The organism is Halorarum halophilum, from assembly GCF_013401515.1.
Classification (GTDB): Archaea; Halobacteriota; Halobacteria; order Halobacteriales; family Haloferacaceae; genus Halorarum; species Halorarum halophilum.
Genome location: NZ_CP058531.1, coordinates 130108 through 143543 on the forward strand (window position 1 = coordinate 130108; position 13436 = coordinate 143543).

12 protein-coding genes are annotated in these 13436 nt (G+C 54.7%); 9 read left to right on the forward strand and 3 right to left on the reverse strand.

Going from position 1 to position 13436, the window contains the following annotated elements; translation table 11 throughout:
• Positions 1-257: 257 nt before the first annotated feature.
• Positions 258-1235, reverse strand: a complete 978-nt coding sequence (locus HUG10_RS20170) for a sensor histidine kinase (RefSeq protein ID WP_179171498.1) — start codon at positions 1233-1235, stop codon at positions 258-260.
• A gap of 742 nt (positions 1236-1977) precedes the next feature.
• Here HUG10_RS20170 and HUG10_RS20175 point away from each other — a divergent pair.
• The gene (locus HUG10_RS20175; RefSeq protein ID WP_179171499.1) at positions 1978-2277 is read left to right on the forward strand and encodes a HalOD1 output domain-containing protein; all 300 of its coding nucleotides are present in this window, start codon (positions 1978-1980) and stop codon (positions 2275-2277) included.
• 119 nt (positions 2278-2396) lie between these two features.
• On the opposite strand, the gene HUG10_RS20180 is transcribed toward HUG10_RS20175, so the two are convergent.
• Entirely contained in the window at positions 2397-2735 is a 339-nt protein-coding gene (locus tag HUG10_RS20180) for a DUF7344 domain-containing protein (protein WP_179171500.1), read from the reverse strand.
• 406 nt (positions 2736-3141) lie between these two features.
• On the opposite strand from HUG10_RS20180, the gene HUG10_RS20185 reads away from it, so the two are divergent.
• The 7 genes from HUG10_RS20185 (at position 3142) to HUG10_RS20215 (ending at position 9950) form a co-directional block, all read left to right on the forward strand.
• Entirely contained in the window at positions 3142-5868 is a 2727-nt protein-coding gene (locus HUG10_RS20185) for a GAF domain-containing protein (protein ID WP_179171501.1), read from the forward strand.
• Between the two features lie 89 nt (positions 5869-5957).
• Positions 5958-6581, forward strand: coding sequence for a response regulator transcription factor (locus HUG10_RS20190; protein ID WP_179171502.1), 624 nt, complete (start codon positions 5958-5960; stop codon positions 6579-6581).
• 6 nt (positions 6582-6587) lie between these two features.
• On the forward strand, positions 6588-7241 hold the full coding sequence (locus tag HUG10_RS20195; RefSeq protein ID WP_179171503.1) for an RAD55 family ATPase: 654 nt from the start codon (positions 6588-6590) through the stop codon (positions 7239-7241).
• A gap of 814 nt (positions 7242-8055) precedes the next feature.
• The gene (locus tag HUG10_RS20200; RefSeq protein WP_321169548.1) at positions 8056-8409 is read left to right on the forward strand and encodes a hypothetical protein; all 354 of its coding nucleotides are present in this window, start codon (positions 8056-8058) and stop codon (positions 8407-8409) included.
• 96 nt (positions 8410-8505) lie between these two features.
• Entirely contained in the window at positions 8506-8679 is a 174-nt protein-coding gene (locus tag HUG10_RS20205) for a hypothetical protein (RefSeq protein WP_246310451.1), read from the forward strand.
• Between the two features lie 523 nt (positions 8680-9202).
• Positions 9203-9517 (forward strand): DUF7344 domain-containing protein, encoded by a 315-nt coding sequence (locus HUG10_RS20210; RefSeq protein ID WP_179171504.1) that lies wholly within the window; start codon positions 9203-9205, stop codon positions 9515-9517.
• A gap of 229 nt (positions 9518-9746) precedes the next feature.
• A complete protein-coding gene (locus tag HUG10_RS20215) occupies positions 9747-9950 on the forward strand; it encodes a hypothetical protein (protein WP_179171505.1) in 204 nt (67 codons plus the stop codon).
• 593 nt (positions 9951-10543) lie between these two features.
• On the opposite strand, the gene HUG10_RS22320 is transcribed toward HUG10_RS20215, so the two are convergent.
• A complete protein-coding gene (locus tag HUG10_RS22320; RefSeq protein ID WP_449272365.1) occupies positions 10544-11020 on the reverse strand; it encodes a helix-turn-helix transcriptional regulator in 477 nt (158 codons plus the stop codon).
• Between the two features lie 521 nt (positions 11021-11541).
• On the opposite strand from HUG10_RS22320, the gene HUG10_RS20220 reads away from it, so the two are divergent.
• Positions 11542-12363, forward strand: a complete 822-nt coding sequence (locus HUG10_RS20220; protein ID WP_179171506.1) for an IS5 family transposase — start codon at positions 11542-11544, stop codon at positions 12361-12363.
• Positions 12364-13436: the final 1073 nt, after the last annotated feature.

Sequence of the window (13436 nt, forward strand, 5' to 3'; positions counted from 1 at the left end):
TTTGCTCAGCCCGGACCGGGTCGTTGGAAAGCCATCTCGAGGTGATTCTACGCAGTCGGGAGTCGTACCTTCTTACCCAGAAGTTCTTGATCATCCGCACGAGTGACACGGACTCGTATGCCCCACCGCCATATTCCACCGGCGTGACTGAAGATGAGATCCTGAATTCGTGGGCACCGTGTACGCTGCAACAGGTACGGAAGCCAGCGTGTTCCGGTCGGAGTTGTAGGCACGTCCGAGCATAGAAAGTCTAAGTGTCATGTGACAATTTCAAATCGCGCCCCGCCAGCCGACCCCTTGGTGGCACGAATTGACCAGCCGTGAGCATCGACGATCGCTTTGACGATGGCCAGTCCATAGCCGGTCCCCTGCTGGTCGGTCGAAACGCCCATCTCGAACAAGTCACTAACGTCAGTATCTGGAAAGCCAGTCCCCGAGTCTTCGACGTAGAATCCAGACGAGCCGATTGCGCCGACGCGAACTACGACGTCGGATCCACCGTGTTCGACCGCGTTTCGAAACAGGTTTTCGAACACCTGTTTGAGGCGCGTGGCGTCCGCTTCGATCGTCAAATCCCCCTCAACCAGCAACTCGGCGTTCGGTGCCTGGATGTATCCCCAGGCAGTCCGTGCCGCCGTCTCAAGCCGTACTGGTGAGGTCGTTTCGATGATTTGTCCGTGTCTGGCAAGGGTCAACATGCCCGAGATCAACTCGTCCATGCGGTTCAGTGCTGCAGCCGACTGTTCGATATGGTCGGTGGGGTCACGAGCCTCCGCTGCGAGTTCGAGGTGTCCCTGAGCGACGGTGAGTGGATTCCGAAGGTCGTGACTGACGAGACTCGCGAACTCGTCGAGCCGCTCTGTCTGAGCGGAGAGCTGTGTGCGCTGGTCGTGGAGACGATCTGTCTGCGCGCGCCGTTGCGCATAGAGATATCCGACGATCGCGGACATTGCCATGCCGAACAGAACGGCGTTGAGGTAGCTGATGGCCCGGCTTGAAAAGTCCATTCCGTCCCCTTGCTGGACAGTGACGAGCCAGAACACGATGAACGCGAACAACCCGGCCCCGATGAGTATCGCCTTGGTGGTCATCCAGATGACAGATGTCGACACGTCTTCGCTGACGAGCCATCCACCGAACACACAGATTCCAATGGAGAGGACGAGTGGAAGGAGAATTTGTAGGAACCGAACACTGAGCGATGCGTCGCCACTGAGCAGGACGAGGAGCGTCACGATGACGCTGAGCCCACCAGCGAGACTGACTGCGGCACGTTGGAGACGTTCAGGGACCATATTGAGTAGAGGGGAGCTGGCGATATTGCACTCGGTGGCTTACAGTGGTCTGCAGGCACGGACGCCGGCTATTGCGATGCGACCCTCGCCCCATGGGTAACCGTTCGCCTTCGCGTATCAGCGGTGAGTCTCATGGCGACGCGCCATCGCATCCTCATTCGACCTCGTAAACAGATCAGCGTCTGTCCAAAGCGAAACGGGCGCGGTTTAGGGATGCAGGGGCGGGATTGAGAGCGAGACCTGACCTCTCGTTCGACTGTGGGTGGTACCATTCACTTCCGGAATACCCCATTCGATTTGTCAGGGTCATTCTTGCCTCGCTACATAGCGCGCTCTTATAGTTCTCTTGGCTAAGCCAGTTGACGCACACTCCCTCGTCGACCGTCGCTCACCCTGCAGTGAGGTGAGCTATGTTCAATTACCGATGAGTGACCATCGTTCAACATCTCGATTCCTAGGAAACTGACCTCTGCAGGCGCTCAAAGCTGGACTCGCCCGGCACCAGCCCGTATAGCGACGATGTCGAGAACTGTCCTCCGTGTCGACTGTGGTTCAATGGCTTGACCTATCATTGGACTACGAACAGTCTCAAAGACCCGTTACGTTCTTCTCAGAGGGCGGTCCCTGAAACCCATGCAAACCTCTATCTCAATGTGTGTCAGAGATACCCGCAGGGTTTCTCATGCCCAACGAAAACAATAGGGTTGAGGACTCGTACACTCCGGAGCAAACTCGGACGCTCTGTGGGGCTGTTATCGAAGCCATTGCAGACTACAGAGGCACAGACCCCCACACAGATGACTTTGTACTATACGAGTACACTGATCCCGACGCAATCACCAAACTATTCCAGCACGACGCCAACCAGAACCACCTCCTCCAGTTCACGGCTGACGATGCTCAGATAACCCTCGAAGGCAATGATACGGTCGAGATTAGCGTCAATAGACTACCCGACGGACAACACTCGCTACAGAAGTGACTGGACGGTCCGCAGTGTTGGACTGCGTAATTGGTCACCACCGTATCATCAATTCTCGGTCGGCAGTCTACTCACGATAGTGGTTCACGTCGGTCACATTCCTGTAGTGGATTCGGACGCTACGGTTCCCGGTTTGGGCGTTCGATAACTTTCGCAACCGAGATGACCGCGTTGAACTTGGGAGCAGGTCCAGTGAGTTCGACCGTTCGCTCTTCCTGGTTGTACTGCACGAATGGTGCGTCAGCTGCTTTCGGCAGATCCACGTGAAGGAGGTCGATTTCGATGCGGTCGAACGTATCGTCTGGAATGGAGACTGATCCAGGATCTGACTGCCACTCGGCGACGTGAACTGCCAGTTCATCGACGGAGACTGGGCCACCGTGTCGGTCGAGGTAGTACAGTGCGTACCGTCGCTGTTCTTCGCTTAGAAGGTCGAATATTCTGTCCAACGATGCCATTCTCCAATCTATGTCCTCAAACAACGATAACGATTGTGCCAACAATTGGGATATCGTCCGACAGCTTTGGGTGGAATGTAAGGTGTTGCTTCGGGATTTACTGACTTTCGACGAACTCATATTTCAGGCCTTCTTGCAGCTACGACAGCACCATTCGAAAGGACGGGATTTCGCAGGAAATAGCGTCTCTGAGTAACTCGTGGAGTTGCCACGGAAGGGCTGCCAAGACCAAGCCAGACTCAGAAATGTGTATCAACGGTCTACGAAGGCGCGATGGAAACGGACCGTATCATCAATCGCCAGCGGTGTTTCCTGAAGCGATTCGGTTGGTGCGACTAGTACCTTGTGTGCTCACTCCGACGTCGGACCCCTACTTTTGTTACACCACCCTGGGAATGCATTGAAAATGAAGGTGTTCACACGTACCGACCGCTTGCATCAGTGGTCGGTCGTGGGGGTTGGGCTGCTTCTCTGTGTAGTCATCGTCGGAACTGTGGCTCTCAGTGATCTCGAGTTCACAACACAGCACCTTCAGGTGGGCATTCCGATTCTGCTCACGCTCGGTCTCGCAACATTCGGTGGATGGCTCGCTCGGTCCAACATGCCGCACACCTACGTCCGTCGAATTGCACTCTGGAGTCTCGCTGGCGCGGCCATTCTTGGCTCGTTCGCCGCATGGGAGATGTACACTCACCTCCTCGAAGGCGACTCACTGGTCGAGACATTACACGAACTCCTGCTCGGCCTAGCAGAAGGCGCGACCGTAGGTAGCGTGGTCGGCTACTACGATGCCCGCCGCAAGGACCACTATCTGGCATCCGAGCAAGCCAAGCAGGCCATTTCTGCATCGATGGATGGGATCGCCATCCTTGATGATGACGGAGAATACGAGTCCGTAAATCAAGCACATGCAGATGTCTATGGGTACGACGATCCAGACGCATTCCTTGGAGAGAATTGGCAGCTATGCTATACCGAAGAGGAAGCCGCGCACATCCAAGACACAATTCTCCCGGAGGTGAATGCAGACGGAAGCTGGCGAGGGGAGCTCACTGGACAGCGTCGTGACGAAAGTACCTTCCCCCAGGAGATCACGCTCTCCGCGCGGCCAGCCGGTGGCCTTGTCTGTATCGTCCGCGATATTACAGAGCGGAAAGCCCAAGAGGACAGACTCAGGGCGCTCCATACTGTCACCCGGGAATTCCTAGCTGCGGAAACCGCTCACGAGATTACAACCGAGATCGTGACGATTGCCGACGAAATGCTCGGCCATTCGCTGATTGCTGTCTGGGAATACGACACTGACTCCGAAGCTCTCCTTCCCCTGGGAATGACCGACTCCGCGACTCAGGTCGCTGCACAAGCTGGACTGGATGGCCTTCCTTCGTTCGAAGTGGGGTCAGCCGAAATGGAGATTTTCAAGGACAACGAGCCTGTTCTTATCGAGGACTACACCACGCTTGAGAACCGTCAAGTGACAGATGTTCCTCTTGGCTCGGCGCTGTATATCCCGCTTGGTGATTACGGGTTGGTCAGTATCGGCTCTACCGAACAGGGAACAATCGACGATATTGATCGATTCTTAGCGGAGATACTTGTGTCGAATGCTACGGCTGCAATCGAGCGAGTTGAGCGCGAACAGGAACTTGGAAATCGGGAGCAGCGCCTCCGAACAATCGTCGAGAATATGCCGGTTATCCTCTTTGCCATCGATCAAGACAGGGAGATTACGCTTCAAGTTGGGAAGGGTCTCGAGCAGGTCGGTGTCGAGCAGAACCAGATGGTCGGGTCGACAGTGGAGGAAATGTTCGATAATTCAGCGGTGATCACTGATGCGATCGATCGCAGTCTCGAGGGTGAACTAGTCGATGTCACGGTTGATGTCTGGGGGCGGACCTACCAGGTTTGGTACCAGCCGATCGAGAGCAAGGACGAAGTAACGAATGTACTCGGCGTCGCGATGGATGTCACAGAGCGCCAAAAACGCGAACGTGGTATTAGAGCGTTACATGACGCTACCCGGGAGATGATGCAGGAGACCGATCCAGAAACCATCTGCCAGATTGCTGTCGATACTGCCGAGGACGCACTCGAGCTGCCACTGTCTGCCATCTGGTTGCGTACAGACGACAACCCCCGCTTGGAACCGGTCGCCTTGTCAGACCAAGCGAGCGCGTTCATCGATAACCCGCCGGTGTTCGAGCCGGGCGACAGTATCTCCTGGCAGGTTTATGAAAAGGGGATGCCCCGTATATTCGACGATGTGAGTCAGGAGCCCAATCGCCACAATCTGATGACTGAGGTACGGAGCGAACTGATCGTTCCGATTGGCGAGTATGGCGTGTTGGGAAGTGGATCGACGGACATCGGTCGGTTCGAGGAGACGGACCTCGGGCTGGCAAAGCTGTTGGCAGCGAACACCCGCGCTGCGCTCGATCGAGCAGAGCGCGAGGCAGCCCTTCAACTCAAAACAGACCAGATGGAGTTCTTCAACTCGATCCTCCGCCACGACGTGCTCAACGGGATGACAGTGATTCGAGGCCGGGCCAAATTCCTTACTGATGAACTCGATGGCCAGCAGTTACAGGATGCCGAGACGATCATCAACTGGTCCGACGACATCGTCACAATCATCAAGCGCGTCCGCTTGGTCTTGGAAACGTTGACGGGGATAGGGGACCCACAGCTTGAGCCTGTCGATCTCGCAGAAACACTTCGCGCGGAAGTCGACCGTGTCCAAGCGACCTATCCCGATGTCACGTTCGAGATAGCTATTCCGACGGCGGTTACTGTCCGAGCAAACGAATTGCTGGGTGAAGTCCTTGGGAATGTCATTACGAACGCGATCGACCATAATGATACAGATGGGTTACGTGTCTCGGTGACTGTCGACGATCCTGACGAAACTGACGAGTGCATTCTCGTCCGAATCGCCGACAACGGTCGCGGTGTCCCGAGAGACATCAAGGAGGCAATTTTCCGGCGGGAAGAGACCGGTCATGCGAAATCCACGGGGTCAGGATTCGGCCTCTTTTTCGTCGATTCGATGGTAGCCGAGTACGGTGGTGACGTCTGGGTCGAAGATAACGAGCCACAGGGAGCAGTATTCGTTATCGAACTGCCGACTCCATAGACGGTCCTTTCACTGGTTGAATACCTTCCAGAATCAGGACTAGAAAAACATCAAGAGGGTGGTATCCGAAGCAAAAAGAAGATGCTGTCATGAGTAACTCAGACCTCCCAGTTATCCTCGTTGTCGAGGATGAGCCGGACGTCGCGGATACATACGATCGATGGCTACAGGAATACGAGGTTCACCGGGCTGAAACAGGTGAGGAGGCACTTGCCCAACTCGATGAGACGGTCGATGTCGTACTCTTAGACCGAATGCTACCGGGCATGTCTGGCGCAGAGGTGCTCACGGAAATTCGCTCACGGTCAATAGATTGCCGGGTGGCGATGGTGACAGCAGTCGATCCAGGCTTCGATATCATCGAGATGGGCTTCGACGAGTACATCACAAAGCCACCGGATCGCGAGGAACTCCGTGAGACTGTTGCACGACTCCTGCATCGCGCAACGCTCAACGGCGATCTTCAGGAGTATTACTCGCTTGTGGCGCGGCGAGCTACCCTTGATGCAACGTTCCCCGAGAGACAACTCGAAGCGAACAAAGAGTACCGGGTATTGGTCGAACAAATCGAAGTACACCGAGCTGCAGTCGACGATGCGATGGGAGATTTGGCCTCGGACGCCGACTTCATCGGAGCTGTCCGCGAGATTATGGACACAACCAACGAGACCGAGGCTCCGCACGACGAGGAATTCACAGAGTCAACGAAGTGAATACCCATGTATGAAATCACAGACATTCTTCCGGCTGGAACACTATCCGAACTCGAACCAGGAACGAGCCTGTTGATCGCTGCCCCGGCCATGAGCGGAAAGCAGGAGCTTGCGCTGGATCTCCTTGCTACTGGCCTTGATGAAAGAGATGGGCTGTTGATGGTGACGACAAGCGAAACAGCAGTGGAGTGTATTGACGAACTTGAACGGCGTGTTCCCTCGTTTAATCACGACCAGGTAGGGATTGTCGATTGCTCCGGGAGTAGCCAGCAGGAAACGATTCGAGAGATCGCCACGCAACGCGTCTCGTCACCTGGCGACCTCACGGGCATCAGCATCGGCACTACCAAACTCATGCAACAGTTCACTAGCCACAACATCTCAAGTGTTCGGCACGGTCTGGTCTCAGTATCAACGCTCCTCCAATTCCTGAACCTCGACACTGTCTTCAAGTTCCTCCATATCTACACAACTCGAATTACTGATACCGGGGGACTCGGCATTTTTACAGTCGATAACGTCTCGCACGACCAACAGACGATTAACACCATCATGACCGAGTTTAACGGCATGATTGAGCTCCGCGAAACCGAGACCGGCGAGAGAGAGGTTCGTATCCGAGGGATCCCTGACGTCCCACATGACTGGAACTCGGTGTGAGCCTGATGCTCCGCAGCATGCTGAAGAACCGCTCCGCGGAATTGTAGAAATCCGTCGTCTCCGATCTCTTCGGCGGAAGACGCGCCAGGCGGGGGGTCGACTCAGCGAACTCGTTTTTAACGCACTCGTTCGTCCGAGAGGTTCCTCACCAGCATCACACCAAAACTCGGGATCTCTCGCCAGGCGTTTTCCGCCCGACTTCGTCGGGGCTTCACGTCACTCATCGGACAGACAGTGGCGCTTGAGCAGTGATTGCCTTCTGCAGAACGATGTGCTAATCCCGTGTGAGGGTGCCGCCGTGAATCCACTCGTGTCCGGGCCGACGTACTGAATGGTGTCACTACGATCGTCTATATCGGCGAGCCGACCGAGTAACTAACCGAACGATAAGTGCAGGTGCAGCAGTTGCCTGAGCAACAATCGAGCCGACTGGGGTTTAGCGAAAACAGCCTGCTGGTTATAGTGTAAATTCTCAGCCGGGCTGGATCTACAGATGATGTAGCTTACAGTAGATACGTATTCCAACGGTGATAGAACAGCCGTGCTGAACTCAGGGTGCATTACTTGTACATCATACCGTTCAAACTCCGGCAGTACTTTTCCCGCCACTCATCGTACGTCCCCCGATTCCTTGCGAAACTACCCCTGCTGACCATCTACCGCTCACATAGCAATGAGTGTGTGCAGGTGGAACTATTAGCTAGCTCGCCGAAATCTAATCGATAGTTACACATGACAGGCACCGATCCATGGATCGAAACTCGCCGGTGGTGCTGGAATCACTGATCTCATCCTCTATGTTGATCGATCCTCGGTGCATGACGGGAAACTGGATGAGCTCAAGCCGGCCATGGCGGAGCTGGCCGACTTCGTCGAAGACAACGAGCCAGACATCTTGTCGTACGACGTCTACTTCAGCAGCGACGAGGAACAAATGACAGTTGTCCACATGCATGACGATCCAGCGACTCTGAAATATCACATGGACGTTACTGGTCCCAAATTTCCCCCGATTGATGAGTTCATTGAGCTTGAATCGATTGACCTTTATGGTGACCCTGGTGAGGATATTGCCCAGCAGTTACGTGAGAAGGCGACGGCCCTGGGAACCGGACGTGTTTCGATACACGACTTCCACGAGGGATTTGACCACGTCACGACAAACTGAGTTCGTTGAGGAAGTATTCACCAGCCGACTGGTGGACGAGCGGTCCGCGACAATGGAGTCGGCATTGACCCTGACTTCACCGATCGTATCTTCGAGATGTTTCAGGGTTTTCACGACCCCGACGAACATTCGGGGACTGGTAATGGGCTTGCGCTCTGTGAACGAATCTTCAAACGCCATGATGACCCTCCCTTGGCGAGTCCATCCCTGGTGAGGGCTCGGCGTTCTCGTTCACGCTTTCCGAAGCAGGTGCTGACGAGACATAACTAGCCTGTTCTGTACAACCTAGTCCCGGAACAAACATCGGAGTGAGAATCGATCTCGAGTCAAGATCCAGCAATCAACATGACTTCACGTGACCTAATAGAGTACTCAAGTTTAAGAGGTATATGTTCTGAGACATCTTGATGAAATCCCTCTGGAGTGAAAGGTTCAGCGGGGAGGTTATCGGAGCTTAACCAACAAGGGTGGCTGTCACCGACCAATGTTGGTTAATAGTAACCGAGAAGATAGCGACAGCTGAATTGCCTTTCGCACATAGACAGAACAGCGATAGCACATGAGGTCAGCATTTATGTTCCCCTCTGAGACTCGACAAACGGGGAGCCGAAGCGACATTCCTGTCGAGTCTCCGAGCCAAAATCAAAGAAATAGGTATAATGCGTAACTGTCTGGCGTGCGTCGGTCGGAAGCGGTACACGACATCCCAGACACTGATCGAGGACGTGGCGACAAACTCCTCATCGATCGTTCCGGAATGTCCACTTGCGTATTGACCGAGTTACTCAACAATATGGATCAACACATTCGGACTCAGGAAGCTGAGTTAGACGAACTTCTGACCGTACTCGCTGACCAGTACCGCCGTGTCGTACTCTCCTACTTCCAGAATACGTCGGCAGATGCTGCGACCGTTGATGCCCTTGCCAGCGATCTCTACACCGGGGGCGAAGAGAACGTAGACTGGTTAACCGTGCAGTTACACCATTCAACACTTCCACTCCTGGAATCCGTCGGCGCAGTAGAATACGACCAGCAGAGCGGGTCAGTCCGGTACCACGGTCACGCCGAACTGGAAACGCTCTTAGCCGCAGTTACAGGCCGTTAATCGACAGCGCACTTCCTACTCCAATCTGGAGAGGTACATTCCCATCGTGACGGAGTGGAACACGCCGGCTTATCTCCAGTGGCAGTAGAAACTGACGGGTTGCTCACAGTCTACCGCCATTTCGAACAAGAGGGACGAGACGGTGAGAATCCTTCCTTCAACGAAACCGCATCTTCCGCCGTGCACGCAGGGCTAACGTTCATGTCGTAGCCCGCTGAATACATCGGTTATGAGCCAGGAACATATTGACGACCTTGAGTCCGCCGGCGCTGAAATCGTCGAGGCCGCGGACGATGCGACCGGGACGCGCATCGCCCTGAAGTTCGCTGGGAGTGCGTCGGCGCTCACGGAGTCGGCCGAGCTTGACTACCTGGTGGTTGACTCCATCAAGTCTGCACCCGAGTTGACGATGTTCATGGTGGCGCCACTCTGAGGAACTGCGGGACTCGGTTTACTGATGCGAAAAGGGGTGCGGATTTGCAGTATTTGAAATTGGCCAGATGGATGTTCCCAATACGGCAATATAACGTTCCTCGATTGAATGGTGAATGCGCTTCCTTCCAAAAATCACGAACCGAGTTCGGCCTGGATGCTGCTTGGAATTTCCAAGGCGATATATACCCCCTCTAGATTAGGATCAATAAGGCTGCCATTATCTTTAATATTACCACGTTTCTACGAATTTTCGGGCGCACGTGGTGTCCCGTGTGCTCAGGCGGCCCAAACGTCGACAGTACGTCTCGTCGGCCTTTCCGAGCCGCTCACAATCGCGTGGGGCACCTGTGGAACAGGGGGAAACATGATGGGCGTCGGCAACTCGACACGTCGAGGTCATCTGACTCGGTGGCCGTCTCTCATCCGCGACCGCCCCCGACGTCCTCATGGCACGGGTTGAAACGACGCGGAGACATCCATCACTAGTTGTTTTCTCGATTGTTGGTGTGAGAGCGTTACGGGGAACCTGTCACCATACGAAACGAGAACACTTGAGCTACGTTTTGCCCCCACTGCTGGACGGGAAACTCCTCACACGCGGAGCGTCTCGTCGCTGTCGTCGGTCGCGAAGAACTGAGTCTCTGGCGCGTATTCGGGGAGGCAAACCACCTTCTCCCGGCCGACTCGCACGCGCACGACTCGGCCGTCGTCCTCCATCTCCTGGAGAAGCCGACTGATTGTCGAACTCGACAGATTCGCGTAGGTAGCGAACTCTTTCTGGGGAAGCGTACCCCCATTCTCCGAGATGAGCTGACAGAATAAGTCGTCGTGAGGGATACCGAGTTTCAAGAGGAAGTCCTTCTGACTCCGAATCTTACTGGGATCGTACTCGAGCGATCCAACATCGTACGCAGGACCGGGTTGGTTTCTCGTCGATTCCTCCGGCTTTGCCCTGTTCTCGGCACGTGCTACTGACGTCGCCTTGAACGGAGTGGCTTTGGTCAATAATTCCCGAACCTTCTCGAATTCGAATACCAACGTATGTTCCCATGTTCGGGCTTCCCACATGAACACTTTCCCTATTTCTTTAGATTCATGACGCTAGAATGTCGAATGATCGTGTCATGGCTATTCATATCGAGGGATAAACGCCGGATCGGAGAAGGGGCAGACAAGGTGTTGTATTTCCTTCAATTGGGGGGTTCGAGAAGGAGTGGACAGAGTACATCCCTCGCACCGGCAAGACTCAGTAGGGCCCAGCATACTATAATCGGGCACTGTTCAGCCGATATCAAGGGTGCCTCCGTGAAGAGGGGGTGGAGCATTAGTGAAGCGAACCGGTCTTAACCAACATATTTCAGTGGATGCCTCGGCATGTTGGTTAAAAGTAAGGTGATCGGGAGCGAAGACAGAGCTGTCTTTCGCGTGTTGATCGGACAGTGAGGGTACGAGATCGGTCCTCGGGTCTCCATTGAGAATCGAGGATCGCTGAGCGCATGCGATTCGCAACAGATGCAAGACGTAATCCTAAATAATTGGCTCTGTTGAAATCCTCAGAGAGTTACAGGTTCGCTCGGTAGTTTGACCGGATGCAAGCCCTCCCAAAGTCGCGGTTACTTCGGTTTGTTGAGCAGGCATTTCACTTGGCTCGTCGAGCTGTCGCTCGCTACTCTTCGAAGTTTTCGAAACAACGGTCCACACTTCATCAGCACATCGTTCTCCTGTGTCTCAAAGTGCGGAAGGACACGACCTATCGGACTCTCCTCGACGAACTCATCGAGATGCCCCGCATTCGGAAAGCGATTAACCTCACCGAACTCCCTGCGCCGTCAACGCTGTGCAAAGTGTTCGACAGGCTTGATATGGCGATTTGGCGCGTCCTGCTCAACCTCTCAGTCACACTCCTCCCGACTAACGGTGTCGTCGGTATCGATGCCTCGGGATTTGACCGGAGTCACGCCTCGAAACACTACACGAAGCGAACGAAGCTGACGATTCAGCAGTTGAAAGTCACACTTCTCGTGGATACGAGAGCGAATGCCCTCCTCGACCTCCATGTGACGACGATACGAAAACACGACTCACAGATCGCACCGTCGCTCATCAAGCGGAATACCGGGAAAGTAGCGATTCTCCTCGGCGACAAGGGATACGACGACCAGAAGATTCGCGCGTTAGCCCGTGAAGATGGCATTCGTCCCCTGATCAAGCACAGAGAATTTTCGTCGCTCCACAAAGCGTGGAATGCTCGGCTAGACGCCGACCTCTACGGGCAACGTAGTCAGAACGAGACGGTGAACTCTCGCCTGAAACGGAAATATGGCGCATTCATCCGCTCACGACGCTGGTGGAAGCAGTTCCATGAAGTCGTTGTCGGTTGTCACACTCACAACATCGAAAAGGCACTCTGAACGTTCAATAGAGAGGTGGTACTTTTCGGGTTACGGGGTGCCAGTACTTTGTCGGCGAGCAATCGCCAACTGTACAAAATAGAAAAGAACAGCCCCCATCGCGGCAAGTGTTCCTCCACCGAGAATTGTAGCAAGTGCGTGGAGTGGTCTAACGAGAAGGCCAGGGCCGGATGGGATGAACAGCGAGTAGTAAATCGGGATGAGGAACGGCGTGAGGATGATCGGGGCAAGGAAGAAGGTGACACCCACGAATCCACCCCACAGAAGCGGAGACTGTACCTGATGGCCGATGGAATGTCTATACACCAAGACTCCTGCAAGCACTCCAATACCCAGCGCTATCGGCGGGACAAGGGCATCCGCGCCGGGGACGGGAGGATAGGGTGGAGACATACCCAATTTTCTATGTACCCGTATTGTAGGCTTTCTGGAGAACGGCCCCGTGGTAGACATACAGTCCTACCTAACGGCTGTTTCAGCGGAAAGGTATCGGACTAATAGGATTTCAACAGAGCCGTCCTGGGTAAATGGCCTCGACGGCGTCTTCTGCTTGGCCGGCATCGCCGATCTTAGGGGCCTGTCCGTTGGTGGCGGCCAGAGGACTCCCACTCGAATATCCACAAAGCCACGGCATCTCCTGGTGGACCCGCCAGGATCAACCTCTCCCGACCTTCCGGAGACACGGCCCTGCGCCCATGAGCACGATGTCTGCCCCATCGGCGGATGAATAGTGCCGCTACAAGTCGTCCAGCTCGGGTGGCCGGTCAGCGTGACCCGTCCACATCTGTTCGGCCTCACAAAGATTCGTGATGAGCGCGAGACTAGCGATGATGATGCCGCTGTAGCGGAGGTCCTTGGTAGAGCGCCATCGACCCCGAACGAATCAGTTGAGCCCCAAGCTCTGTCTCGAGCTCTTCCGAGGGACGGACAGAAAGCCGTACAGCGACACCCTGATCAATGTCATCGCAAACCCATACTTGATCGCCGTCAGTCGCTCATCGAACGTGAGAGGGTTCCAGATGCAACCACTCCAATCTCTCCAATAACGGTGAACGCACGCAGATTTCCTTTAG